Source organism: Streptomyces sp. NPDC058470, assembly GCF_042721055.1.
Classification (GTDB): Bacteria; Actinomycetota; Actinomycetes; order Streptomycetales; family Streptomycetaceae; genus Streptomyces.
Genome location: NZ_JBHXMF010000016.1, coordinates 34,721 through 59,976 on the forward strand (window position 1 = coordinate 34,721; position 25,256 = coordinate 59,976).

18 protein-coding genes and 2 tRNA genes are annotated in these 25,256 nt (G+C 70.4%); 3 read left to right on the top strand and 17 right to left on the bottom strand.

All coding sequences use genetic code 11. From position 1 onward, the window contains the following. Positions 1-195 precede the first annotated feature (195 nt). From ACFWP7_RS14200 to ACFWP7_RS14230, 7 genes are all read right to left on the bottom strand, one after another. Positions 196-2,412: an ArnT family glycosyltransferase gene (locus tag ACFWP7_RS14200; RefSeq protein ID WP_384381123.1), complete on the bottom strand. Its 2,217-nt coding sequence runs from the start codon at positions 2,410-2,412 to the stop codon at positions 196-198. Continuing rightward, entirely contained in the window at positions 2,409-3,905 is a 1,497-nt protein-coding gene (locus ACFWP7_RS14205) for a glycosyltransferase (protein ID WP_384381125.1), read from the bottom strand. Before ACFWP7_RS14205 ends, ACFWP7_RS14200 begins: the two co-directional genes overlap by 4 nt. Before the next feature lie 14 nt (positions 3,906-3,919). Beyond that, positions 3,920-5,551, bottom strand: coding sequence for an ATP-binding protein (locus ACFWP7_RS14210; protein WP_384381127.1), 1,632 nt, complete (start codon positions 5,549-5,551; stop codon positions 3,920-3,922). After that, positions 5,548-6,288 carry a response regulator transcription factor gene (locus ACFWP7_RS14215; RefSeq protein WP_365440575.1) on the bottom strand — a complete coding sequence of 247 codons (741 nt, stop codon included), beginning with the start codon at positions 6,286-6,288 and terminating at the stop codon, positions 5,548-5,550. Before ACFWP7_RS14215 ends, ACFWP7_RS14210 begins: the two co-directional genes overlap by 4 nt. A gap of 179 nt (positions 6,289-6,467) precedes the next feature. Then, a complete protein-coding gene (locus ACFWP7_RS14220) occupies positions 6,468-7,454 on the bottom strand; it encodes an amidohydrolase family protein (protein ID WP_384381302.1) in 987 nt (328 codons plus the stop codon). Positions 7,455-7,459: 5 nt separating this feature from the next. Continuing rightward, on the bottom strand, positions 7,460-7,864 hold the full coding sequence (locus tag ACFWP7_RS14225; RefSeq protein ID WP_384381129.1) for an antibiotic biosynthesis monooxygenase family protein: 405 nt from the start codon (positions 7,862-7,864) through the stop codon (positions 7,460-7,462). Positions 7,865-7,955: 91 nt separating this feature from the next. After that, positions 7,956-8,936, bottom strand: a complete 981-nt coding sequence (locus ACFWP7_RS14230) for a DUF2797 domain-containing protein (protein WP_384381131.1) — start codon at positions 8,934-8,936, stop codon at positions 7,956-7,958. Positions 8,937-9,086: 150 nt separating this feature from the next. On the opposite strand from ACFWP7_RS14230, the gene ACFWP7_RS14235 reads away from it, so the two are divergent. Beyond that, positions 9,087-9,716, top strand: a complete 630-nt coding sequence (locus ACFWP7_RS14235; protein ID WP_384381133.1) for a DUF6461 domain-containing protein — start codon at positions 9,087-9,089, stop codon at positions 9,714-9,716. 528 nt (positions 9,717-10,244) lie between these two features. Here the strand turns inward: ACFWP7_RS14235 and ACFWP7_RS14240 are convergent. The 3 genes from ACFWP7_RS14240 to ACFWP7_RS14250 all read right to left on the bottom strand — a co-directional run bounded on the left by ACFWP7_RS14240 (position 10,245) and on the right by ACFWP7_RS14250 (position 11,750). Further along, positions 10,245-11,138 (bottom strand): hypothetical protein, encoded by an 894-nt coding sequence (locus tag ACFWP7_RS14240; RefSeq protein ID WP_384381135.1) that lies wholly within the window; start codon positions 11,136-11,138, stop codon positions 10,245-10,247. Between the two features lie 262 nt (positions 11,139-11,400). Continuing rightward, positions 11,401-11,473 (bottom strand) — tRNA-Arg (locus tag ACFWP7_RS14245). Positions 11,474-11,659: 186 nt separating this feature from the next. Further along, a tRNA-Ser gene (locus tag ACFWP7_RS14250) sits at positions 11,660-11,750 on the bottom strand. Positions 11,751-12,032: 282 nt separating this feature from the next. Between ACFWP7_RS14250 and ACFWP7_RS14255 the strand changes: the two genes are divergently transcribed. Next, positions 12,033-12,596: an SSI family serine proteinase inhibitor gene (locus ACFWP7_RS14255; RefSeq protein WP_384381137.1), complete on the top strand. Its 564-nt coding sequence runs from the start codon at positions 12,033-12,035 to the stop codon at positions 12,594-12,596. 290 nt (positions 12,597-12,886) lie between these two features. Next, entirely contained in the window at positions 12,887-16,993 is a 4,107-nt protein-coding gene (locus ACFWP7_RS14260; protein ID WP_384381139.1) for a PAS domain-containing protein, read from the top strand. 153 nt (positions 16,994-17,146) lie between these two features. On the opposite strand, the gene ACFWP7_RS14265 is transcribed toward ACFWP7_RS14260, so the two are convergent. The 7 genes from ACFWP7_RS14265 to ACFWP7_RS14295 all read right to left on the bottom strand — a co-directional run bounded on the left by ACFWP7_RS14265 (position 17,147) and on the right by ACFWP7_RS14295 (position 25,202). Next, positions 17,147-18,799: a long-chain fatty acid--CoA ligase gene (locus ACFWP7_RS14265; protein ID WP_384381141.1), complete on the bottom strand. Its 1,653-nt coding sequence runs from the start codon at positions 18,797-18,799 to the stop codon at positions 17,147-17,149. Between the two features lie 306 nt (positions 18,800-19,105). After that, complete coding sequence (locus tag ACFWP7_RS14270; RefSeq protein WP_384381143.1) at positions 19,106-19,660, bottom strand: SigE family RNA polymerase sigma factor; 555 nt, start codon at positions 19,658-19,660, stop codon at positions 19,106-19,108. A gap of 219 nt (positions 19,661-19,879) precedes the next feature. Next, positions 19,880-21,079: a lipid-transfer protein gene (locus ACFWP7_RS14275; protein WP_384381145.1), complete on the bottom strand. Its 1,200-nt coding sequence runs from the start codon at positions 21,077-21,079 to the stop codon at positions 19,880-19,882. Then, positions 21,076-21,471 (bottom strand): MaoC family dehydratase, encoded by a 396-nt coding sequence (locus ACFWP7_RS14280; protein WP_384381304.1) that lies wholly within the window; start codon positions 21,469-21,471, stop codon positions 21,076-21,078. The genes ACFWP7_RS14275 and ACFWP7_RS14280 overlap by 4 nt, the downstream gene beginning before the upstream one ends. A 161-nt stretch (positions 21,472-21,632) precedes the next feature. Continuing rightward, positions 21,633-22,841, bottom strand: a complete 1,209-nt coding sequence (locus ACFWP7_RS14285) for an acyl-CoA dehydrogenase family protein (RefSeq protein ID WP_384381147.1) — start codon at positions 22,839-22,841, stop codon at positions 21,633-21,635. Position 22,842: 1 nt separating this feature from the next. After that, entirely contained in the window at positions 22,843-23,829 is a 987-nt protein-coding gene (locus ACFWP7_RS14290; RefSeq protein ID WP_384381149.1) for a bifunctional MaoC family dehydratase N-terminal/OB-fold nucleic acid binding domain-containing protein, read from the bottom strand. Further along, entirely contained in the window at positions 23,826-25,202 is a 1,377-nt protein-coding gene (locus ACFWP7_RS14295; RefSeq protein WP_384381151.1) for an acyl-CoA dehydrogenase family protein, read from the bottom strand. The genes ACFWP7_RS14290 and ACFWP7_RS14295 overlap by 4 nt, the downstream gene beginning before the upstream one ends. Positions 25,203-25,256: the final 54 nt, after the last annotated feature.

The window sequence follows — 25,256 nt, forward strand, 5'->3', positions numbered from 1 at the left end:
CAGCGGGGTTGGCGATCGCGCAGCCCACGCCGATCAGCAGCAGCCCGAGCAGCGTGCCGCCGTAAAGAACGCCCCTGTACGGCGTACAACACAGTAGTGATCGCCCGACAACCGAAATGGGCGGTGGCCCGGAGCAAACGCCCCGGGCCACCGCCCTCCTGAATCAAGCCGTCGGAGACGACTCGGCAGAATCACTCAGCTGCTGCTCGCACCGCTGGTCGGCTGCGTCAGGTCATAGAAGGTGGCCGAACCGACCGTCACCTTCGTGTAGTTGGCCTCGACCCAGGTGGTGATCTGGGAGGAGGTGCCTTCAGCGCTGCCGCCACCCATGGCGCCACCCCCTGTCGAACTTGAGATGAAGTAGTGGATCTTGCCGTCGGCCACGTACTGCTGGAACTGGGCCAGCGTCGGCGACGGGTCGGTGCCGTTGAAGCCGCCGATCGCCATCACCGGGTCGCCGGTGGCGAGCTGGTAGTTGGCGGAGTTCTGGGCACCGATGGCCGCGGCCGCCCAGGTGTAGTCTCCGGCGTTCTTCTGCAGCAGGTCCTTGGCCTCGTCGGTGACGGTCGCGCCGTTGAGCAGACCGGCCGCACCACCACCGCCCATGCCGCCCCCGGCCGCACCGCCACCGGCCGCGCCGCCCTTGCCCTGCTGCTGGGTGTTGCCGTTCGCGCCACCACCGGGGAAGCCACCGCCGCCACCGGTCGGAGGCTGGCCCGTGGTGCCGCCCTGCTGGTTCTGGCCAGGCGCGCCACCGCGCATGCCACCGCCTGCGCCGCCACCGCCTCCGCCACCGCCTCCGCCGAACCCGCCCCGGCTCGCGCCCGCAGGACCGGCCGTCACGATGGACCCGGTGTGCCCGGTGTTCACCGTGCTGAGCGTGTACGCGGTCGGACCCGCGATCGCGGCCACGAAGCTCAACGCAGCTGCGGCGAGGGCCAGTTGGCGGCCCAGCTTGGCCACGAAGACCAGACCGAGGGCGCCGACCAGACCGCCGACGAGGACCAGCCACTTGAGCCAGGGCAGGTAGTCGGGGGTGCGGTTGAGGAGGACGTACCCCCAGGCCGCGGTCGCGGTGACCGAGGCGGCGAGGGTGAGCGAGGCCCAGATCTTGGCGCGCTCCGCCCACAGCACCGTCGCGCCCATACCGACCAGGGCGGCGATGTAGGGGGCCAGGGCGATCGTGTAGTACTGGTGGAAGATGCCAGCCATGTAGCTGAAGATCAGCGTGGTGATCAGCAGCGCGCCGCCCCAGGCGAGGAACGAACTGCGCACCAGGTCGGTCCGCTTGGCCTTCCGGCTGAGCACCAGACCCGCGACGAAGAGGATCAGCGCGGCCGGCAGCAGCCACGAGACCTGGCTGCCGACCTCGTCGCTGAACATCCGGTCCCAGCCGGTCACGCCCCACCGCCCGGTGCTACCGGCGGCGCCTCCGCCGACACTGCCGGCCTCGTCGCCGCTGAGACGGCCAAGTCCGTTGTAGCCGAAGGTCAGTTCAAGGAAGGAGTTGTTCTGCGAGCCGCCGATGTACGGGCGCGAAGACGCGGGCCAGAGCTCGACGATCGCGACCCACCAGCCGCCCGAGACGAGCAGCGCGAGCGTCGACCAGCCCAGCTGCACGAACCGCTTCTTCAGCTTCACCGGCGCGCAGACCGCGTACAGGATGGCGAGCGGCGGCAGGACCAGGAAGGCCTGCAGGGTCTTCGACAGGAAGGCGAAGCCGACCGCGACACCCGCCCAGACCAGCCACTTCGTACGGCCGTCCTCCAGGGCGCGGATCACGCAGTAGACCGTGACGGTCATCAGCAGCGCGAGGATCGCGTCCGGGTTGTTGAACCGGAACATCAGCGCGGCGACAGGGGTGAGCGCGAGCACCGCGCCCGCGATCAGACCCGCTGCCGGGCTGAAGCGGCGCCGCAGGGCCGCGTACAGGACGCCGACCGTGGCGACGCCCATGAGCACCTCGGGAACGAGGATCGCCCACGAACTGAGACCGAAGATCCGTACCGACAGCTCCATCGGCCACAGCGAGGCCGGGGGCTTGTCGACGGTGATGGCGTTGGAGGAGTCCAGCGAGCCGAAGAAGAAGGCCTTCCAGCTCTCGCTGCCGGCCTGGACGGCCGCGGAGTAGAAGGAGTTGGCGTAGCCGGAGGCGCTCAGGTTGTACAGATACAGCACGGCGGTGACGACCAGCAGGCCGAGGAACGCGGGGCGCGCCCAGCTCGGGTCCTCGGGCCGGCCGCGCCAGACACGGCGCGCGAAGGGCTGCTTGGGCTCACCGGAGTCGGGGGAGGCGGTCGGCACGACCGGCTCGTGTACGGCCGTCGAGGCCGTCGGCCCCGCGGCGGGATCCGCGGTGCCTGTGGGGGGATTCGCTCCCCCCTGATAGCTCGTATCGGACTGGGTCGTCATCGTGCGTTCCTCGGATTCGGATCGTCGTCGTACGGGCGTACCGCTTCCAACTGCATGGTCGCGTCCCCGTAGGTGCGGTCCGCGGCTTCGCCGGCGCGGAACTGGTCTGTGTCGTACGGAGGTTGGGGCAACGGCAGGTGCTCGTGGCCCTGGTGACCCTGATAGCTCTGGTACTGCTGCGGAGCCGGAACCGCCGCCGAGTAGGTGGGGGAGGCAGGGTGATGGCCCGCCACGACGGGGGAGGGCGTCTCGTCGCGCCGGTCGGGGAAGACCCAGGCGCGGAAGAGCAGGAACCGCAGGACCGTCGCCGCGAGGTTGGCGGCGATGAGCACCGCCAGCTCCGTGGAGTGCCCGGGGTCGGTCGTCGCCGCGTTCAGGGCGGCGAGCGAACCGCTGGTGAGGGCGAGGCCGATACCGAACACGACCAGACCCTGGGCCTGGTGACGGACGGCGCCGCCCCGGCCGCGTACGCCGAAGGTCAGACGCCGGTTGGCGGCCGTGTTGGCGACGGCCGAGACCAGCAGGGCGAGCGCGTTGGCGACCTGCGAGCCCGAGAACATCCGGAAGCCGCTGTAGAGCAGCAGGTAGACGAGCGTGGACAGGGCGCCGACCACGCAGAAGCCGACGAGCTGGCGGGCGAGACCCTTGGGTACGTCGATCAGCTCACGGTCGCGAGGGTCGTCTCCGAAGGGCCGGGCGAGCCGGTCGAGCGGCAGTGAGCCGGTGGCCAGGGCGCGGCCGACCCGCCAGACGCCCTTCAAGTCGTCCGTCGCGGTCTTGACGATGTGGACGGTCGAGTCCGGGTCGTCGACCCAGTCGACCGGCACCTCGTGGATGCGGAGCCCGGCGCGTTCGGCGAGCACCAGCATCTCGGTGTCGAAGAACCAGCCGGTGTCCTCGACCAGCGGCAGCAGCACCTGGGCGACATCACGCCGGATCGCCTTGAAGCCGCACTGGGCGTCGGAGAAGCGCGCTTGCAGCGAACCGCGCAGGATGAGGTTGTACGTACGGCTGATGAACTCCCGCTTGGCACCGCGCACCACGCGCGAACTCCGCGCGAGCCGCGAGCCGATCGCGAGGTCCGAGTGGCCCGAGATCAGCGGAGCCACCAGCGGCAGCAGGGCGTTGAGGTCGGTGGACAGGTCTACGTCCATGTACGCGAGGATCGGCGCGTCCGAGGCGGACCACACCGTGCGCAGCGCCCGGCCCCGGCCCTTCTGCTCCAGCCGGAAGGCCCTGACCTCCGGAATCTCCGCGTCCAGCCGTGCGGCGACCTGCGGAGTGGTGTCGGTCGACGCGTTGTCCGCGATGGTGATGCGGAACTCGTAGGGGAAGGTGCGCTTGAGGTGCTCGTGCAGTCTCATCACACACGGCTGAAGGTCCTTCTCCTCGTTGTAGACGGGGATCACAACGTCCAGGACAGGCGTACCGGCGGACCCGGCCGGGAGGTGCTCCCGCGCCGGCAGGTTGCCGGGAGAAGAGTCGGTTCGCATGCCAACTACTTTCCTCACGTGCCCTGTTGCGCCCATGTGGTGGCACTGTGCTGAACCTGTGAGTACGTTTGCGAACTTGTTACGGGCGCTTCCACGGGCAGCGCGGGCAGATGCAGGGTGAACACCGTACGTCCGGGAACACTGTCGACGGTCACCGCGCCCCCGTGCGCGGACGCGACGGCCTGCACGATGGCCAGACCGAGACCGGTCGAACCGGAAGAGCGGGAGCGCGAGGAATCGCCGCGCGCGAAACGCTCGAAGACGTGCGGGAGCAGTTCCGGCGGAATGCCCTGCCCGTCGTCCTGGACGTCCACGCAGATCCACGGTCCCTGCTGGCGGACACGTGCCGTCACCGTCGTGCCCGGGGGTGTGTGCGTGCGTGCATTTGCGAACAGATTGACCATCACCTGTTGCAGCCGGGCCGCGTCCGCGAGGACGAGCGCGGGCTCGTCGGGCAGGTCCAGGCGCCAGTTGTGGTCACGTCCGGCCGCCCGGGCGTCGCTCACGGAGTCGATGACGAGCGGTACGAGATCGGTCTGCTCGTACTGCAGGGGCCGCCCGGCGTCGAGCCGCGCGAGCAGCAGAAGGTCCTCGACAAGGAGGGTCATGCGCCCGGCTTCGGATTCAATCCGGCCCAGCGCGTGCCGGGTGTCGGGCCCGGTCTCCTCGCGGCCGCGTCTGGTCAGCTCGGCGTAGCCGCGGATGGACGCCAGTGGCGTACGCAGCTCATGGCTCGCGTCCGCGACGAACTGCCGTACCCGCGTCTCACTCTGCTGTCTCGCGTGCAGGGCGCCGTGGATGTGGTCGAGCATCCGGTTGAGGGCCGCGCCGACCTGGCCGACCTCGGTGTGTGGGTCGGCCTGGGACTCGGGGACACGGTCGTACAGGGTGACTTCGCCGCTGTGCAGGGGGAGTTCGGAGACGCGGGTGGCGGTGGCGGCGACCTTGCGCAGCGGGCGCAGGGCCACGCCGACGAGCACGCTGCCCGCGATGCCGGCGGCGATCAGACCGGCGCCGGTGACGCACACCTCGACGATGATGAGGGTGCTGATGGTGTTGGTGACGGACTTGGTGGGGATGGCGATGTAGAAGTCGCCCTTGATACCCGACTGGTACTTGACGCGGTACTGGCCGAGGCCGGGGATCTCCACGCTGTGCACGCCGGTCGTGGACACGGAGGCGAGCGCGGCCTGCTGCGCCTCGGTGAGGGGCTGGGTGTCCATCTCCTGGAAGCCGCCGCTGGTGTCGGTCTTCTCCTGGGAGATGACCGCGTCGGTGATCGCGCCGCTCTGCACGACGGCGGCGATGGTGTTCTCCTGGCTCGGCCCCCGGGTGAGGAACTCGAAGGTGTTGTTCTGCGAGGTGGAGTTGCCGTTGGCGCCCGGAAGCTGGTTGTTCGGGATGTTGGCGTCCGGGTTCCCGCCCCCCGGCTTCAGCGGGCCTCCCGTCGCGCGCATCGCGGCTTCGCCGAGCTGGCTGTCCAACTGCTCGTACAGATGATTCTGCAGTGCGATGGTCGTCACGGTGCCGATCACCGCACAGACCACGGCAATGAGCGCCACTCCCGAGACGACGAGCCGCGTCCGCAGGGTGCGCGGCTGTCGTCCTCGCCTCTTCTGCGCTCGCGGCCGTCGTCGTCCGCTCATGACGCCGCGGGCTTGATCAGATAACCGGCTCCGCGCCGCGTGTGGATCATCGGCTCGCGACCGGCGTCGATCTTCCGGCGCAGGTAGGAGATGTACAGCTCGACGACATTGGCCTGACCGCCGAAGTCGTAGGACCACACGCGGTCGAGTATCTGCGCCTTGCTGAGCACCCGGCGCGGGTTGCGCATCAGAAAGCGCAGCAGCTCGAACTCGGTCGCGGTGAGGTGGATGCCCTCGCCGCTGCGCGACACCTCGTGACTGTCCTCGTCGAGGGTGAGGTCCCCGACGACGAGCGTGGAGTCGCTGCGGCGGTCGGCGGCGCCGGAACGGCGGATCAGCCCACGCAGCCGGGCCACGACCTCTTCGAGGCTGAAGGGCTTGGTGACGTAGTCGTCGCCGCCGGCGGTGAGCCCGGCGATGCGGTCCTCGACGGCGTCCTTTGCGGTAAGGAACAGAACGGGCACGTCGGGCAGCTCGCGGCGCAGCCGCCCCAGGACGGTCAGCCCGTCCATGTCGGGCAGCATCATGTCGAGGACGACGGCGTCGGGCCGGAAGTCGCGAGCGGTCTGAATCGCCCCCGTCCCGTCACCCGCGCTGCGGATCTGCCAGCCTTCGTAGCGAAGGGCCATGGACAACAGCTCGGTGATCGACAGCTCGTCGTCCACCACAAGCACTCGGACGGGGCTCCCGTCCGGCCTCAGCAGTTCGGTGCGCCCCTGGGGCGAGGTCGTGGTCATAGCCGACACATTGCTCGGCGCCGCTGAGAACATCCTTTCCGGAACCTGTGATTTGCCTGAGAAACGCACAGGCGCCTCTCAGGGAACACCTGGGAGGCGCTCAGCACCCACGGTGACGGGTCGGTCCCGCAGGAGTTCGGGATCATGGTGAGCGCGTGATCCGGCAGGGAGGGGCGGGATCACTGTGACGGCCTGACCCCGAAGGAGTGGGGGTCCCCGGCGGGACCCGTGATCCCGGTGGGGTCCATGATCCCGGTGGGATCCGTGATCCCGGTGGGATCCATGATCCCGAACAGCCGTGCCCCGTTCTCGTAGCAAACGGCTCGCAGCCAGTCGTCACCCAGGCCCAGCCGCTCCAGGACGTGCAGCTGATGGACGTACGGGTGCGGGATGTTCGGGAAGTCGGTGCCGAGGAGGACCCGGTCGCCCAGGTCGGCGAGCCGGGGCAGCGCCTCGACCGGGAACTGCGAGAAACGGTCGCTGAAGTCGGTGAACGCCATTGTCGTGTCCAGCCGCACCTCCTCGTACCGCTCCGCGAGCCCGAGGAAGTCCTCGTACTCGGGCATCCCGAGATGTGCGACGACCAGCCGCAGCCGGGGATGCCGGGCCAGCACCCCGGCCACCGGTCCTGGCCCGGTGTGCTTGCCCGGCGCCGGCCCGGATCCGCAGTGCGTCACGACCGGGATCCCGGCCTCGGCGAGCAGTCCCCAGACGGGGTCCAGGAGCGGGTCACCCGGGTCGTACGCCCCCACCTGCACGTGCGCCTTGAAGACCCGCGCCCCCGCCTCGACGGCCTCACGCACATACGTCCCGACGCCCGGCTCGGGAAACAGCGTCGCGGTGTGCAGGACGTCCGGGGTCCGCCGGGCGAAGTCGGCGGCCCAGCCGTTGAGCCACTGGGCCATGCCCGCGCGGTGCGGGTACAGCAGGGCCGTGAAGGCCCGCACCCCGAACTCCCGGATCACCGCGAGTCGTTCGTCCTCGTCCCCGCGATAGGTAATCGGCCACTCCACACCGCCGGTCAGCGGCCCGAGCCCGTCGAAGTAGGCCCACACCTTGCGCAGAACGCGCTCGGGCATGAAGTGGGTATGGATGTCGACGAGCCCGGGGAGCCCGAGCCGCGTCCAGAACTGCCGTACGCCGTCCGAGTCATGCCGGCCATCCATCTCGTTCACGCCCACTCCTGCTCCCACTCCTGCTCCTGCTCCTGCTCCTGCTCCCGAGCCTGGTTCGGTTCCCGCACGAACCCGTGGCTGTGCTCGACCTTGGCGATGTGGATGCTGTAGCGCTCGTACCAGTGCTCGCGCCCGTACGTCTTCGCCGCCCGGTGCTCCAGATGGTTCCGCCACTCCTCGATGGCGGCCTCGTCCCGGAAGTAGGCGACGGTGATCGCGAGCCCGCCGGGCGTCCGTGCGGAGTCCTCCCCGAGGAACCCGGGAACCTCCTTGACCAGCTCTCCCATGCGCTCGGCGGTCTCGCCGTACCCGTTGTCACCTTCGGTCCGCAGGGACGTGAATACGACGGCGTAGTACGGGGGTTCGCGGGCGGCGACAGGTGCAATGAGGTGATCGCTCATGTCAGCCACTCTCGGGTCCTGCGGTCCCCGACGTCCAACGCCTTTCCGAACGGGGTCCAAAAGGGATCGAGGTCTTGACCATTCCGCCCCTTCAAAAGAGCCCGTCCTGGACGACGGCGTCGTTCGGATTCGTCAACTCTCGTATGGGGACGGTGATTCCGGGGGCGGTGACGGTGGGGGTGGCGGGGCCGTTCGCTGCGGGGGCCGCGGGTGCGCCGGGTACCGCAGGCACGCCGGGCGAGGCGTCCGCGCCGGGCACGGCAGGCACCGCAGGCGCGGTGGTCAGATCCCACCCGGCCATCAGCCGTGTGTCGAGGACGACGACCCCGCGCTCGGTGGCCAGATGCAGATCGGGCCCGGCGGCGGCGACCAGCTCCCCCCTCACCACGCCCCCCTCGACCAGCTCGCTGACGACACCCCAGGCCGGTGGCAACCCACCCAACCCGAAGGCACCGGCGTGATCGACCGCCTCGAACGGCATCCGCTCCAAGGACTCGGGCCACCCGCCGAGTCCCAGCGCCCGCGCGTGCAGCTCACGGATCTCCGCCGCCCGGGCCTCCGTGTCCGGCAGCGCACTGCGGACGACCCGCTTGGCGTCGTAGGGAATCCGGTCCGGTACGCCGAGGACCGTACGCAGCAGCTCCTCGCTCCGCCGGGCGGCCATCAACGGCCCCCGCCCCAGCCAGCTGAAGGCAACGGCTCCCTGCTCCAGGAGCCGAGCCGACCCGCGCTCGACGGCGGTGATCCCGACCTTGACCATCCCGGGCCCGAACCAGGCCAGATAGACGGAGTAGGGCCGATGATCGTCCGCGATGGTGTCCGCGGCGACGGAGTGGGCCCGCTCCAGCCGCCCGCACTCCTCGCACCGGGCTCCGACACTCCGCCCGGGCACCGCGGCCCTCACCGGACACGCGTTCCCCCGCGCCCCCACACACCTCCGCACGCCCCCGTCCACCACGCCGAACGCAACCTGCTTCCCCCAGGTCAACGCACTCCTGCGCCCCCCGTCCCACCCGAGCACGGGGACACCCCCGGCCCACCCCAGCCCCGTACATCTCCACGCCTGTGCCATCACCAAAAGCGTAGAGGCCACCACTGACAGCCAATAGGAGCATCAACGCAGGCCCGAAAGCGGTCGGTTCTCTCCCTCCCCCACACAGCAACGGACTTGCCGGGCCGGGCTACCTTGCGACCGATGTGGCCAACCGAGGGAGGGCGCGAGATGGAGAACGGACTGCGATGGATAGCGGACGCGTATGACGGCGGCTACACCTTCACGCTGTGTGAGGGAATCACGCCGCAGGAACTGCTGGTGCGGATGGGTGCGGAGCCCTCGCACGTCCACGAACTGACCGACCACGCGGTCGCCGAGCTGCACTTCCGGCCGGAGGACGGCCACCTGAGCGATCTGGGGTTCCTGGACCGGGAGGACGAGGACCTCGTGGCACGGCTGGAGGAAGCCGGATTTCTGTCGCACCCACAGGTGATCGTCCGGGCCGGCGCCGTCCCTGGTTGGGCCTACGCCATCGAGAGCTTCTCGAGCCGCGCCACGAACTGCCTGGTGCCGTTGTCACGCGGCACACGGGCCTACACCATGTTCCGCAGCGGCGCGGGCATGCAGCAGGTCGGCTACGCCCGTGCAGGCGAGGTGGTGGCCTACTACGAACCGCGAGCGTCGGGCCAGGAGCACACCACGCCGGAAGCCGAGGTACCCGGCTTCACCTACACAGCCGACGAACTACCTGACATCGCCTTCCTCCGCTTCCTGGAACAGGAGCTCGGCATCTGTATCGCCTGGGAGGAAACCCTGACCCCACTACCGACCGCCGCCTTCACACAAGCCCACCCCTGAACCCCGGGCGGCGGCCGAGGAGTGGATCGCCATCTGGGCTACCGCCCGTCGTACGGAGCCTGGCGACGCCACACTCGTCGCCACTCCCACGGCAGAAACACGCAGCCCACAAGGACCGGCGCCCAGCCCGACCACCTGACGTGAGGCAAGTCGACAAAATTCGAGACCGCGGCGCCCAGCCAGCCACGAGACATCAAGACGAGTGCCGTCAGGTGCCCTGTCCGTCGGAATCGACGCAGCACCATCTGCGCCAGCGCCAGCGCCAGCGCCTGAGCCGCCACGCCCGTAAGCGGTGGCCGCAGGTGGACGCCATCCCGGTCCGCTCCCGTGCCGGATTCGCTTACGTCGCAGCCGAATTGCTCAGCGAGTACAGCCTCCGACCGTGGCGCCTGCGCTTCACCCTTCACTGGCGTACTGCACACCCGAGGTTTCGCGCTCCACCTGGCCGGCAACCCAGCTACGCGGACAACATCCTGCTCAGCGGACTACCCGACGGCTCGCCAGAGAAAGCCCCGGCTGCCCCCGGGGTCAGGCCTCGGAGTCCGGAAGCCGCCAGTCGAAGGGCATCAGGTCCCGCTCCCAACCGGGCGATCCGGCCAGTGCGTCGGCGGCCCCGGGTGCACGCAGGAGGCAGCGGTGGCGCAACAGCTCGCGCCGGTCGCCGGGCATCAGGAGCCGTTCCTCGGGGCTGAGATTCTTCGGGTGGCCGGGGTGCAGATCGCCGCTGCCGTCGATCGGGCGGTCCCCCGCCACGTTGAGCCGATCGCCGGCCGGGGTCCGGTAGTCGAGGCGGAAGTCGGTGCGCCACTGGGAATTGCTGCCCCAGCCCTGGGACAGGTCGACCGTTGGCCGGTGGCGGCGCCGGAAGGTCCAGTACAGCGGCGAGCGGTCCGCGACGCCGCGCTGCGCGTGCTCGATGCCGGCGCGGATCCGCACACCGGCCCGGTTGAACAGCAGCCGGCCCAGCATCAGGCCGGGCCAGCGGACCTCGGTGATCTCGATCGGCGCGTGCGGGTCGTCGGCCTGTTCGACCTCGACTATCTCGTGGAGGAACGGGTCGAATGCGCCACCATCCTCGAACGGCGTCATGCCGAGCGACGTGAACACGTCGAGGTACTCGCGCTCCGAGAGCAGGGGCCGCGGGTCCGGGGAACCGGGCTCGCCGGAGGGAGGCTGAAAGGTGAGCAACAGCCGGTCGCTGACCCGGTGCAGGGCGTAGAGCTCCCGCACGAGTTCCCGGGCGTTCGGCTCCGTTTCCTTCTCGGCCCGCCATGCGCCGTCTTCAGCCGCCGTGGCCAGCCAGCCGCGGTAGCCGTCCCGTGCCCGGTCAAGCCACGGCAGGACGATCGTCTCGTACGGCTCCACCCCTTCATCGCACGCCAGGGCCTCGTACAGTTCCCGCGCATCCACCCCGTAAGACATGCCAGGAGCCTACGGAAGGCGCCGGGGGCAGGTGTTCGGACGCCCCACCCGCCCGACGGCCGCCGACACGGAGGCACACCGAGAGGTCAGGACCACTCGATCAACACCCCTCAACGAACTTCCGCGGAGCAGCCCCGGCAGGAGACTCCTGCCATGACCACTAGCCCCCGCATCCACCCTTGAAGTGACTGCCGTCGAACCCCGCCATCAAGACAAAAGCCAGGGGCCCCGTGGATTACTCCACGGGGCCCCTGGTCTGCTGTGCACTCGGCAGGATTCGAACCTGCAACCTTCTGATCCGTAGTCAGATGCTCTATCCGTTAAGCTACGAGTGCTTGTTTTGTTTTTGTCCCGTTTCCTGGGCTTTCGGGCCCGCTCGCGGCGACAGGAAGAACATTACATGACTGCCGTCGCCATGTGAAATCCGTTTGCCGCACCCCTTGTGAGCTGCGCAGACATGCTCTGGCCTGGGGTTACACCGAAGCCCCGGACCAGATGGGCCGGGGCTTCGGATCTTGGTGCGGAGGCGGAGGGATTTGAACCCTCGATGGGATTGAAGTCCCAAACCGCATTAGCAGTGCGGCGCCATAGACCGGACTAGGCGACGCCTCCCGCACAACCGCCCGCGCGAGCGCGAGTGGTGCGTGCAGATGATGACACAGCCGAGTGGGCTGTCACCAATCGCCTCCCACGGTACTAGGCAGGCGGGCCGCAGAGCAAAGTCCAAATGTGGTGGGAGCGGGCGAAGCGGCAGACGGGATGCACAGCAGGGGCCGGGACGCGGACAGCGGAGTGAGGGGGTGAGTGAGGGGAGGGGAGGGACGAGAACCGGCTCGGCGCGCGAGTGACCGGAACTCCGCGCAACTGTGCGCGGTGCGTGGCGTTAGTGAGGTCATGTTGCGTCGTCTCGTTCTCACTGTGGCCGCGTCCGCCGCCGCGCTGTCCGCCGTACCCGCCGGGTCGGCCACCGCACTGCCCGCCGACTCCCTCACCTCCGCCGACTCCCTCAAGTCCCTCGGGCCGGTCATCGCGCACGTCGAACCGATTTTCCTCAGCCCCTCCCCGGGCCCGGCCTCGGCCACCGCCCCGAAGCCGGCCCTGATGCCCCCGCCCGCCCGCGACGAGGACTCCCGGGACCGGCTGACGGTGACCGTCCACGACGCGGGGAGCGGTGCGGACGGGACGTACGACCTGCAGTGTCATCCCGACGGTGGCAGTCACCCCGACGTGAGCGGGGCGTGCGGTGCGCTCGACCGGGGGGCTCGCTGGGGCAAGGATCCGTTCGCCCCGGTGTCGCCGGGGACCATGTGCACGATGCAGTACGGCGGTCCGGCCACCGCGCATGTCACCGGAACCTGGGCGGGGCGGCCCGTCGACGCCAGGTTCGACCGCGGCGACGGGTGCCAGATCTCGCGGTGGAACGCACTCACGCCTCTCCTTCCCGACCTTCGCTCATAGCCGGGCCAGAGCCAGGACAGGGACAGGGCACGGTGGGGACAGAGTGAGGGCACTGCGGATTCCCCAACGCGTCACGGCTCCACAGAGGGGCGAAGGGGGCGAAATGTGCGATCACGGCTTCTGCGTCGCTTCTGCGTGGTTTCTACGTCAGTTCTCCGTGCGACCTCCCTCTCATCCGGCGTCGCGAGCGCAACCTCTGCCCGTAGACTCCCTCGCGTGACACGCTGCGGGACGATTGGCAAGATGGCACCCGCGGACGGCAAGGTGCGGTAACAGGGAGGAAGCGTCTCGTGAGCAGCAGGCCATCCCGAGGCGCTGCTCGCCTCGCAGCCATATTGGACGCGCTGCCCGATGCGTTGGTGCTGGTCAACGCCAATGGGACCGTCGTCAACGCGAACACCATCGCCCTGGAGGCCTTCGAGGCCCCGGGTACCGCTCTGGTGGGGCGCGGACTGCTCGATCTGCTGCCCGCGTTCGACTCACGGCTCATCCCCGGCAGCATGCGGCGGCCCGAGTCGATCGACCCGAGCGGGCGGACCAAGCCGACCCGGATGATCGCGCGGCGTACCGACGGCAGTGAGTTCCCTGTCGAAGTCACCAGTGCGAATCTCGAGAACGGCCAGCAGGCCTACGACAACTACGGCCCCGCCAACGACGAGCTGCTCATGCTGGTCGTACGGGATCTGTCGGGCGCCGTCGACACCGAGGCCGAACTCGCACGTTCGCAACGGCAGACCGAGATGATCCTGCGGGCCGCGGCCGAGGGTGTCGTGGGAACGGACACGGACGGGCGGGTTGTTCTCGTCAATCCGGCGGCCGCTCAGATACTCGGATACCGGGCCAGTGATCTGGGCGGGCAGGCGCTGCACGCCCTCATCCTCCACTCGCGCGCCGACGGCGAGCCCTTCTCGTACGAGGAGTCGCCGCTCGCCGACACCCTGCGCTCCGGGCGAAAGCACCGGGTGCGCGGGCAGGTGCTGTGGTCCAAGTCCGGGGACAAGGTGTCGGTCGACCTCACGACCGCGCCCGTGCGCGACGGGGACCAGCTCGTCGGCGCCGTGATGACGTTCACCGACCGGCGGCCGTACGACAACCTCGCCGAGGAGAAGGACAAGGCCGAGGAGCGCCACGAGCAGGAGCTCGCGCGAGCCGCCGAGGACCACGACAGGGAACTCGCCGAACTGCGCGAGCAGCATGCCGCCGAGCTGGCCGAACTGCGCGAGCAGCACGAGGAGGAACTGGCCGCGGGCGACGAGCGGTACGCGTCGCTCGGCGAGCGCGAGAAGGACCGGTACGAGGCCCTCGACGCCCGGCACGAGCAGCTGCTCGCCGTCCTCTCGCTGTCCCTGCGCGGTCCCCTGGACCAGCTGCGCGGTGAACTGTCCAAGCTCGCCGCGGACGACGCCGGACAGCTGTGGCCCGAGGCCAACCAGGTGCTCCACCACCTCGCCGCCGGCTACTCGCGGATCACGACCCTGGTCGACAACGTGCTCGGCTACCAGCGGCTCGACTCCGGGGCCGAGCAGATCTCCCGTACGAACGTCATGCTCGACGCGGTCGTCGCGGCCGGTGTCGAAGGCGCCGTCGAACTGATCGGGCCAGGACGCGTGCAGTTCGCCGTACACGCGCCGCCCATCGAGGCCGAGGTCGATCCGCAGCGGCTGGCCAACGCCCTCGCGCATCTCATCGCGGACGTCGCCGGAGTCGACGCCACCGGCAACGCGCCTGTGTCCGCGGGCGGCTACATGGACAACACCGTCGTCGTGGCGGCGGCGCAGCGTGGTGAGGTCGTACGCATCGAGGTGCGCGGGCCGTACGCCGGGGGAGACCCGGTGCACGGGCCGATCGTGCGCGGGACGGTGCGTGCGCACGGTGGCGTGCTGCAGACGCACGAGGTGCCGGGGATGAGCGGCAGTTCGTTCGTGCTGGAGGTGCCGATCGGCGGTGGGGCCGGGGCGGTTCCGGCCGCCGTCGAGACCGGCTCCGGGGTCGGCGCCGAGATCGCCCTTCCCGAGCAGGCCTCCCAGCAGGCTGGTGGCAGGCGGCGGGCGCGGCGGTCCTCCGTGGACGCCTTCCTGGAGAGCGAGGTGGCGGGGGAGTCCGACCCGGACTCCGGCACCGACCCTGCCACTGACGGCGGCTCGACCGCGCCCACCGGGCGTCGGCGGCGGCGTATGGCGGAGGAGCAGGCGTCCGGGTCGACCGCCGCGGTGTCCGTTCCCGCGCAGGGGGCCGGCATCGAGAGCTCCGGCGATGGTGGGACCTCCGGCGGTACGGGGCGGCGGCGTGGACGACCGAGCCCCGTCGAGAACTCGGCCGGCGATGTGGCCGGGGGCCCTGCGGGGGGCGCCTCCGAAGGCGCGGTCGTCATGGCGGGCGAGCATGGGGCGGGGACCGCGGCGACGGGTACGGGGCTTGGCGGGACGGTGCCTCCGCAGGGCGTACCCGTGTCCGCGCAGGGCGTGGCCGTGTCTTCCGGACGGCGCGCACGTCAGGGCGGCGAACAGCACGCGCTGCCGCCGGCGTTGCCCGCGGCTCCGAGCTCGGCCGGTGCGCAGGGCGCCGACGGCGGTGCGGCTGTGGAGGGGGCGCCCGGGCGGCGTCGGCGCGCGCTGGCCGCCTCGGCCGAGCGTGCCGCCACGCAGGAAGCGGGCGCCCGCACGGTGTTCGCACTGCCGCCCGCGGACGCGGACCGGTCGCCGGAGTACGTCGAAGCTCAGCAGCAGGCCCAGCGGCAGCGCCTCCAGCAGGCCGGCGCTGTCGGCGCTCCTCAGGGCCGGACCGACGACGGCCGCCATGACGCGATGCAGCACGACCCGGCCGACGATCACACTCCGCCCCAGCCGCACCCCGTTTCCAGCCCTACGGGACGGCGGCGGGCGGCACGTGCCGCGGCGCAGCAGGGGGCGGCGGGAACACCTGCGCAGGGAGTTCCGGCGCAAGGGGTTCCGGCACAGGGAGTTCCGCCGCAGGGAGTTCCGCCGCAGGGAGTTCCGGGGGCGGCCGCCACCGGGCAGCCCGTTCCCGCGCAGCCTTCCGCCACGCCGACACCGTGGCCCGGGAACGCCGAGACCTCCGCTGGCGCCACACCCACCCCGCAGCCCTGGCCGAACGCGAGCGCCCACGACGCCTCAGGCGCCGGATCCCCGGCACAGCCCGGAACACCCGCTCAAGCCGCGCCTCTCACCCCCTCCGCCCAACCGCGCGTCGCTCAGCCACTGCCCGCCGAGACCCGGGCCCCTGTCGACCCCAACTCGACGCAGGGCCGCGCGATCAGTGTCCGGGCACTCGGCCAGGGTGTGCCGTTCGGCCGCCAGCCCGCCCCGAACCAGCCGTCGGCCCCACAAGCACAGGCGCCACAGGCACAGGCCCAGCCGCAGTCCCAGTCCCCGACGCCTCCCCCGCACCAGGCCAACGGCAACGGCGGGCGTCGTCGCAAGCTCGGCACACCCCCCGAGCCTGCCGCCGAGCGCCCGGAGACGGCAGCCCGTCCGCACCCGCAGGGCGGGCACGCCCCCGGGGCGCGGCCGGCCGGAGCCACCGAGGGTGCCGGGCGGTCGTACGCCATAGGAGCCCCGGACGAGAACGCCGACGAGGGCCCCGAGCCGCTCGACGGCCCCGGTGGTGCCGTCGAGGTCGCCGATCAGCCACGTCTGCAGCCCCTGGACGACGAGTTGCCGCCGGAGCCGCTGGACAACCCGCGGCGTCTGCTCGTGTGGCCCGCACCCGACGTGGCGACCCAGCAGGCGCTGAGCGACCGCGGCTACCGGCCCGTGATCGTGCACTCGCGCGAGGAGGTCAACGCGCAGATCGCCGCCTTCCCGGCCGCGCTTTTCGTCGACCCGCTGACCGGGCCGATCACGCGCACGGCACTCCAGTCTCTGCGCCAGGCGGCTGTCGCCGCCGAGGTGCCCGTCCTGGTGACGGCGGGACTCGGGCAGGCGACGCGCGAGGCGGCGTACGGCGCCGATCCCGCCGTACTCCTGAAGGCCCTGGCTCCTCGGGATTCCGAGCAGCACCCGCCGCGCGTGCTGCTCATCGAGGAGCACGCGGAGATCTCGCTCGCGCTGACGGCGACGCTGGAGCGACGCGGGATGCAGGTCGCGCGGGCGTCGACCGACGCGGACGCGGTGACGCTGGCCTCTCAGATGCGGCCGAACCTGGTGGTGATGGACCTGATGCAGGTACGCCGGCGCCAGGCCGGGATCGTCGACTGGCTGCGCGCGAACGGGCAGTTGAACCGCACACCGCTCGTCGTCTACACCGCCTCCGTCGACCAGGCCGAACTTCCACGGCTGGCCTCGGGGGAGTCGGTCCTGTTCCTGGCGGAGCGCTCAACGAGCGCCGAGGTGCAGGAGCGGATCGTGGACCTGCTGGCGCGCATCGGCACGAACTGACCGACCCGCGCAGGGCCGGCGTCACCGATCCAGGCAGGGCCGGCATCACTGACCCGCGCAGGGCAGGCATCGGGGTCCGAACTGACTTCGCACATATAAGACTTGGGGCGTTGTTTCACGTGAAACAACGCCCCAAGTCTCCTCCAGGAACTGCTAGATCTGCGTGACGTCCAGCTCACCCGCGGCGTACTGCCTGCGCAGCACCTTCTTGTCGAACTTGCCGACGCTCGTCTTCGGGACCGACTCGATGATCGTCCAGCGTTCGGGGAGCTGCCACTTGGCGATCTTCCCTTGGTCGGCGAGGAAGGCGCGGAGGGTGTTGAAGTCGGCAGTGGTTCCTTCCCGAAGGACGACGGTGGCGAGGGGACGCTCACCCCACTTGTCGTCGGGGACGGCGACGACCGCGGCCTCGGCGACGTCCGGGTGGGACATCAGGGCGTTCTCCAGGTCGACCGACGAGATCCACTCGCCGCCCGACTTGATGACGTCCTTGGCACGATCGGTGAGCGTCAGGAAACCGTCGGAACTGATCGTGCCGACGTCTCCGGTCTTGAGCCAGCCGTCCTCGCTGAACTTGTCGGCGGGGCGCTGGGGTTCGGCACCCGGGCCGCCGTAGTACGCGCCCGCGATCCAGGGGCCGCGGACCTCCAGTTCTCCTGCGGATTCGCCGTCCCAGGGGAGCCGTTCGCCGTCCGGGCCGGTGAGGCGGGCCTCGACGCCGGCGGGGAAGCGGCCCTGCGTCAGCCGGTACGCGAACTCCTCGTCCGTGCCCACGACATGGGCCGGCGCCCGGGCGATCGTGCCCAGCGGGGACGTCTCCGTCATACCCCAGGCGTGGCAGACACGCATGCCCAGCTTGTCGAAGGCTTCCATGAGCGAGGGCGGACAGGCGGAGCCGCCGATGGTGACCTGGGTGAGGGAGGAGACGTCGCGGGGCTTGGCGGTCAGTTCGGCGAGCAGACCCTGCCAGATGGTGGGGACGGCCGCGGCATGCGTCGGCCTCTCACTCTCGATCATCTCGGCGAGCGGCGCGGGCTGAAGGAAGCGGTCCGGCATCAGCAGGTTGATGCCGGTCATGAAGGTCGCGTGCGGCAGACCCCAGGCGTTGACATGAAACTGCGGGACAACCACCAGGGAGGTGTCCCGGTCGGTGAGACCCATCGACTGGGCCATGTTGACCTGCATGGAGTGCAGGTAGATGGAACGGTGCGAGTAGACGACGCCCTTGGGGTCGCCCGTCGTGCCAGAGGTGTAACACATGGCCGCGGCCGTACGCTCGTCCAGCTGGGGCCAGTCGTAGCTGGTAGGCCTGCCCGCGATCAGCTCCTCGTACTCGTGCACGCGCGCCGTCGCCCCGTCGAGCAGCGAACGGTCACCGGGCCCCGAGACCACCACGTGCTCGACCGTCGGCAGATGGGGGAGAAGCGGCGCGAGCAGCGGAAGCAGCGAGCCGTTGGCGATGATCACGCGGTCGGCAGCGTGGTTGACGATGTAGACGAGCTGCTCCGCGGGGAGCCGGAGGTTGAGGGTGTGCAGGACCGCACCCATGGAGGGGATCGCGAAGTACGCCTCCACATGCTCGGCGTTGTTCCACATCAGCGTCCCCGCCGGATGCCCCTCCTCCACTCCGAGGTCACTCAGGGCGTGCGCGAGCTGTGCGGCTCGGGCGCCGATCTCGGCGTAGGAACGGCGCTGCGGCTCTCCCTCGCCGGTCCAGGTGATCACCTGTGATGTTCCGTGGATCGCCGACCCGTGGGTCAGGATCCTCGAAATCAGCAGCGGTACGTCCTGCATCGTGCTCAGCACGGCGTTCCTCCCGGGGGCGGCATTGCCTACGCGGTGGCAAGGGTTGGGCTGATTCTGCGCACATACCGCGCGGTATGTCACTAGTAGCCGGGATGATCGATCAGCTCGCGGCGGTCCTTCGGGGGGCGGGAAGGCGCGAGGCCGGGAGCCTGGAAGCTCGGAGGCGAGAGTCCGGAAGCTGGGAGGCCGAGGAGGCGGGAGGCGGGGGCGGGAGGCGGGGGGTTAGGGCGCGGGGACTTAGGGGGCGGGGGAGCTGATGTCGGCGGATGACCAGTGGCGTCGGTCACACCGTCCGGGGAGCGGCCGCTACCGGACGGGCTCCAACTCGGGGTCCTCGCGCAGCTTGCCCAGCGCACGCGACACCGCCGACTTCACCGTCCCGACGGAGACACCGAGCACCTCCGCCGTCTGCACCTCGCTCAGGTCCTCGTAGTACCGCAGGACGACCATCGCCCGCTGCCGCGCCGGCAGCTTCATGATCGCCCGCCACATCGCGTCGTGCAGGGCCTGCTCCTCGGCGGGGTCCCCGACGGGCGCCCCCTCCGGCTCCGGCAGTTCGTCGCACGCGAACTCGTCGACCTTGCGCTTGCGCCACTGCGATGTCCGCGTGTTCAGCAGCGCCCGCCGTACGTAGCCGTCGAGCGCCCGGTGGTCCTCGATCCGCTCCCACGCGACGTATGTCTTGGTGAGCGCGGTCTGCAACAGGTCCTCGGCATCGCACGGGTTCGCGGTCAGCGACCGGGCGGTACGCAACAGCACCGGCTGGCGGGCCTTCACGTACGACGCGAACGACGGGTAGGGCGCGTACGGAAGGGTCCGCGTCGCGGCGTTCGAAGCGCTGGTGCAGACGGGTGTGGTCATGGCTCCACGCTAGGATCGACCCCTACTCCTGCGGATCGGCCGCAGGTCCCGAAGCGTTGTCCGCCTCAGGTTGTAGGAGGGGGGCTTCCCCCACCTCCTGAAGGTGGACGAGTAGGTCCTGCCCTCTGAGGGTTCACCCCTGAGGGACGAGTACGACGGGAGTACGCGGGCCACGGCCCCCCGGGCCCCGCAGCTCACCTCCGGCCATGCCCGAACGGGCTAGGAACCCGCACCGGCATCCGCGTCGACGCCCAGGACCAACCCCGACGTGGGAACCCCCGTACCGGCGGTGACGAGCGTGTGGCGGGGACGCGGTATCTGGTTCACGGCCGTCCCCCGCAGTTGTCGCACCGCCTCCGCCACACCGTTCATCCCGTGCAGATACGCCTCCCCCAGCTGTCCGCCGTGTGTGTTGAGCGGCAGCCGCTCCTCGGCGACGAAGTCCGCGGCCTGCCCCGGCGCGCAGAACCCGAACTCCTCCAGCTGCATCAGCACGAACGGCGTGAAGTGGTCATAGAGGATCGCCACGTCGATGTCCGCCGGAGTCAGCCCGGTCGTCCGCCACAGCTGCCGTGCCACCACGCCCATCTCCGGCAGCCCGGTCAGACCGTCCCGGTAGAAGCCGTCCCGGTAGAAGCTGGTCATCTGCTCCTGTCCGCGGCCCGCGCCCTGAGCGGCGGCCATGATCACCGCGGGGGGATGCGGCAGATCGCGGGCCCTCTCCAGCGAGGTGACCACCAGTGCCTGGCCACCGTCCGTCTCCTGGCAGCAGTCCAGCAGCCGCAGCGGCTCCGCGATCCACCGCGAGGCCGCGTGCTCGGCGAGTGTGATCGGTCTGCCGTGGAAGTAGGCCGCCGGGTTCGTCGCCGCGTACTTCCTGTCCACCACGGCGACCTGGCCGAACACCTCGGGCTTCAGCCCGTACGTGTGCAGATACCGCTGTGCCGCCATCGCCACCCAGGACGCGGGCGTGAGCAGCCCGAACGGCAGGGCCCACCCGAGCGCCGCCCCCTCCGCCGACGGCTCCCGCTGCTGCACGCCGGAACCGAATCTACGTCCCGATCGCTCATTGAACGCCCGATAGCAGACCACGACCTCGGCCACCCCGGTCGCCACCGCGAGCGCCGCCTGCTGGATGGTCGCGCAGGCCGCCCCGCCCCCGTAGTGGACGCGCGAGAAGAAGGACAGCTCCCCCATTCCGGCCGCCTGGGCGACGGTGATCTCCGGGCTGGTGTCCATCGTGAACGTGACCATCCCGTCCACGTCCCCGGGCGTCAGCCCCGCGTCGTCGAGCGCGGCCCGCACCGCCTCGACAGCCAGCCGCAGCTCGCTGCGCCCCGAATCCTTGGAGAATTCGGTGGCCCCGATCCCGACGATCGCGGCCCGCCCGCCGAGGGTGTCCCGCGTCCGTACGCTCATGGGGCACCCCCGGGTGGAAGAGTGACCGTCACCGTGCCGGTCACGTGTCTGCCGATGCCGTTCGCCCCGACGACCCGCACCGTCGCGGTGTCGCCCGCGAGCTCCTCCACCGAGCCGGTCAACACCATGGTGTCGCCCGGGTAGTTGGGCGCCCCGAGCCGTATGGCCACCTTGCGGAGGACCGCGCCCGGTCCGAAGTGGTCCGTGATGTACCTTCCGACCAGCCCGTTGGTGGTCAGGATGTTCATGAAGATGTCGGGGGAACCCTTCTGCCGCGCCAGCTCCGCGTCGTGGTGCACGTCCTGGTAGTCCCGTGACGCGATGGCCCCGGCCACGATCAAGGTGCGCGTGACCTCGATCTCCAGCGGCGGCAGTACATCCCCGACCCTCACGTCCCCGGCCCACACGTTGTCAGCCGTCATGTCGCCGACCGTCATGTCGCCGACCGTCATGTCGTCGACCGTGACGTCGTCGACCGTGACGTCGTCGACCGTTGCGCTTCCGACTTCCGCCTCTCCGGGGCTCGCGCCTCCGCCCTTCGAACCCTCGACCCTCATGTCCCTTCCTCCCCGTTCACGATCAACTCCCCCAGTTCCTGGAGCACTTCGCTCCCGCATCCCAGATACGCGTCCAGTTGCCGCCCCCACAGAAAGTGCCGGTGCACAGGGTGCTCCAGGTCGGCCCCCGTCCCACCGTGCAGATGCTGGCCCGCGTGCACCACTCGCCGGCCCGCCTCCGACGCCCACCAGGCGGCAGTCAGGGCTTGGGTCGCGTACGCCAGGCCCTCGTCACGCCGCCACGCCGCCTCGTACGCCGTCACCCGTATCGCCTCGGTGTCCATGTACGCGTCGGCTGCCAGGAGTTGGACCCCTTGCTTGGCGGCGAGCGGGCGCCCGAACTGCTCACGCGCGTTGGTGTGTTCCACCGCCCGGGCCAGCGATCCCGCGCAGACCCCGGCCTGCAGCCCCGCGAAAGCGGTACGTGCGGTGGCGAGCACGTCGTCGTACGCGCCGTCGCCGCCGAGCCGCTCGCCGGGTGTCCCGTCCAGCGTCAGTCGCCCCGCAGACCAGGGCGCCGTCAGCTCCACCGGTTCGCACGCAGCTTCTGCGGTCCGCACCAGCCACAGCCGACGCAGGTCGTCCGCGACAAGCACATGGGTGGCGTCTCGCAACCAGGGCACCACGGGAACGGTGCCGCTCAACAGCCCCTGAGGCGCCGTACGTACAGCTCCAGGGCCGCCCGTCCGCACGGCTCCGGACCTTCTTCCCGTGCGCACGGCTCCGGACCCTCCCATCCGTACAGCTCCGGGCCCTCCCGTACGTACACCTCCAGGCGCGCCCGTCCGTACGTCGCGTCCAGCCGCGCCCCCACGTATCGCATCCGGCCCTTCTGCCGTTACTGCCGGGCCCGACCCGAAGATCGCCCCGCTGACCACCACCGTCCCGTCACCGATCCCTGGCAGCAGCCGCTCCCGCTGCTCCGGTGAACCATGGGCCGCCACCGCCAGCAGCCCGTACACACAGCTCGCCGCGAACGGCACCTGGGCGGTGGCGCGTCCCTGCTCCTCCAGGAGGAGCACCAGGCCGAGCAGTCCGATGTCCGTCACGGCCGCCACCAGCCCGGCCGCGCACATTGCCTTCCACAACTCGGCGTCGCTCCCGGTCCCGGCCGCGGCGAGCCGCTCGGGCGTGGAGAGGTCGCCGAGGATCCGCGCGGCGAGGTCCCGGGCGGCCGCCTGCTCTTCGGTGAGCGTGAAGTCCATGTCAGCCTCCACCGCCGCCCGCGCCGACCTCGTAGGCCTCGTCGGCCTCGTCGGCCCGGAAGACCGGTAGCTCCAACTCATCGTCGTACCGGCGGAATTCGAGCCGCACGGGCATGCCGATCCGCACCTTGTCGTACGGCACCCCCACCACGTTGCTCACCATCCGCACGCCCTCTGCGAGTTCGATCAGGCCGACCGCGTAGGGAGGGTCGAAGGCCGGGAAGGGCGGGTGGTGCATGACGACGTACGAGTAGACCGTGCCGTCCCCGCTCGCCTCGACCGTGTCCCACTTCGGGCAGCCGCATGCGTTGCACCCCGGCAGCCAGGGGAACCGCAGCGCGCCGCAGCCGCCGCACCGCTGGATCAGCAGCTCATGCCGACCCACCCCCTCCCAGAAACCCGCGTTGTCCCGGTTGATCACCGGACGCGGGCGTCGCGCCTTCGGTTCCTGCTGCTTCCGGCGCCCGGCCGGTGCGTACTTGAGGATCCGGAAGCGGTGGGTCCCCGCCGGCTCGCCGCCCGCCCGTACATCCATCCTTGTTGTGACGAAGTAACCCCTCCCCAGCTTGGTCGTCTTGGGCTCCGAGACCGACTCGATCACCGCGTCGAAGGTGATCTCGTCCCCGGGCCGCAGTGGTCGCAGATACTCCTGCTCGCAGTCGGTCGCAACCACCGATGTGTAACCGGCCTCGTCGAGGAGCCCCAGCAGCTTGTCGTACGCCTGCGTACGCCCTGTGTGCCCGGAGAGGCCGCCCATGGTCCACGCCTGGAGCATGGTGGGCGGCGCGACGGCGTCCGGCCCCTCGTACGCCGGATTCGCGTCCCCTATCGCCTCGCACCAGTGCCTGATCATCGGTGCGTTGACCGGATCCCGGCCCGCGCCGGCGACGGCGGCCGGCCGGCCCTCGTACGCCTTGAGCCGCCCGGACAGCACGCGCGCCCCGTCCACTTCGTCCACCCCGTCCACCCGGTCCACTTCGTCGCTCACCGCCGCCCCCTCCGCATCCCGAGCCGCATCGTCGCCACGATCTCCCGCTGCACCTCGCTCACCCCGCCCCCGAACGTGTTGATCTGCGCCGCCCTGTTCATCCGCTCCAGCTCACCGTCCCCGAACACCCCCGGTGAACCGGAGCGGACCAGGGCGTCCGCTCCGACAATTTGCTGACATATTCGGTACACCGCGACCGCCGATTCGGTTCCCACCACTTTCACGCCGCTCGCGTCGCCCGGCGCCAGCCGGCCAGCCCCGACATCCCCCACCAAACGCCAGTTGAGCAGGCGTGATGCCGCCAGTCGGGCATGCGCCTCGGCCAGTTGGAACCTCACCCACGGTTCGTCAACCCGGCGCCGACCGGTCACCGGATCGGGGTTGCGCGCCGCTCTCAGCGCGGCCGCATAGAAGTCCTCGGCCTGCATGCCGATCGCGGCGAGCGCGACCCGTTCGTGGTTGAGCTGGTTGGTGATGAGATTCCAGCCGCCGTTCTCCTCGCCGACGAGGTTCGCGGCCGGGACGCGGATCCCGTCGTAGTACGTGGCCGTCGTCGTCTGCCCGCCCACCGTCTCGATCGGTGTCCACGAGAAGCCGGGCGCGTCCGTGGGCACGAGGATGATCGAGATGCCCTGGTGCTTGGGCGCTTCCGGGTCGGTCCGGCAGGCGAGCCAGATCCAGTCGGCGTTCTGGGCGTTGGAGGTGAAGATCTTCTGCCCGTCGATCAGCCAGTTTCCGCCGACACTGGCACTGGCACCGGCACCGACACTGGCACCGGCACCGGCACCGGCGCCTGCGCCGGTGTCGGCACCGCCTCCATCGGCTCCGGATTCACCCGCGCCCCGAGCCGCACTCTCAGCCGCGCGCGAGCCGGAGTCCAAGCCAGGGCTCGAAGCAGGACCCGAGCCAGGACCAGGACCCGAAGCAGGGCCCGAGCCGAAGGCACCCCCGCACTCCCGCACCGCCCGCGTCCGCAGCGACGCCAGGTCCGTCCCCGCCTCGGGCTCCGAGTACCCGATCGCGAAGACGAGGTCACCGCTCAGGATGCGGGGCAGGAAGAAGTCCTTCTGTTCCTCGCTCCCGTACTTCATGAGCGTCGGTCCGACGGTGTTCAGCGTGACCATCGACACAGGCGCACCGGCCCGGTACGCCTCGTCGAAGAACACGAACTGCTCATCCGCGCCGCGCCCTTGGCCCCCGTACGCGACGGGCCAGCCGAGCCCGAGGAGCCCGTCGGCGCCGATGCGGCGCAGCAGCGCGCGCTGCCTGCCGGGGTCATCGTGCGACGGAGGCCCGTCCGGCATCAGGTCGCGGAAATACGTACGGAGCTCGGCGCGCAGCCGCTGCTGGCCTTCGGTGGGGGCGAGGTGCACGGCGGCGGCCTCCCGGACCTCGTACGAACAAGGGTTTCTGACTGTCCGTCAGAT

Excerpts from the sequence above, each read along its gene's own strand:
- ACFWP7_RS14200 (WP_384381123.1), bottom strand. The coding sequence starts at position 2,412 with ATGACGACCCAGTCCGATACGAGCTATCAGGGGGGAGCGAATCCCCCC.
- ACFWP7_RS14205 (WP_384381125.1), bottom strand. The coding sequence starts at position 3,905 with ATGCGAACCGACTCTTCTCCCGGCAACCTGCCGGCGCGGGAGCACCTC.
- ACFWP7_RS14210 (WP_384381127.1), bottom strand. The coding sequence starts at position 5,551 with ATGAGCGGACGACGACGGCCGCGAGCGCAGAAGAGGCGAGGACGACAG.
- ACFWP7_RS14215 (WP_365440575.1), bottom strand. The coding sequence starts at position 6,288 with ATGACCACGACCTCGCCCCAGGGGCGCACCGAACTGCTGAGGCCGGAC.
- ACFWP7_RS14220 (WP_384381302.1), bottom strand. The coding sequence starts at position 7,454 with ATGGATGGCCGGCATGACTCGGACGGCGTACGGCAGTTCTGGACGCGG.
- ACFWP7_RS14225 (WP_384381129.1), bottom strand. The coding sequence starts at position 7,864 with ATGAGCGATCACCTCATTGCACCTGTCGCCGCCCGCGAACCCCCGTAC.
- ACFWP7_RS14230 (WP_384381131.1), bottom strand. The coding sequence starts at position 8,936 with ATGGCACAGGCGTGGAGATGTACGGGGCTGGGGTGGGCCGGGGGTGTC.
- ACFWP7_RS14235 (WP_384381133.1), top strand. The coding sequence starts at position 9,087 with ATGGAGAACGGACTGCGATGGATAGCGGACGCGTATGACGGCGGCTAC.
- ACFWP7_RS14240 (WP_384381135.1), bottom strand. The coding sequence starts at position 11,138 with ATGTCTTACGGGGTGGATGCGCGGGAACTGTACGAGGCCCTGGCGTGC.
- ACFWP7_RS14255 (WP_384381137.1), top strand. The coding sequence starts at position 12,033 with ATGTTGCGTCGTCTCGTTCTCACTGTGGCCGCGTCCGCCGCCGCGCTG.
- ACFWP7_RS14270 (WP_384381143.1), bottom strand. The coding sequence starts at position 19,660 with ATGACCACACCCGTCTGCACCAGCGCTTCGAACGCCGCGACGCGGACC.
- ACFWP7_RS14275 (WP_384381145.1), bottom strand. The coding sequence starts at position 21,079 with ATGAGCGTACGGACGCGGGACACCCTCGGCGGGCGGGCCGCGATCGTC.
- ACFWP7_RS14285 (WP_384381147.1), bottom strand. The coding sequence starts at position 22,841 with ATGGACTTCACGCTCACCGAAGAGCAGGCGGCCGCCCGGGACCTCGCC.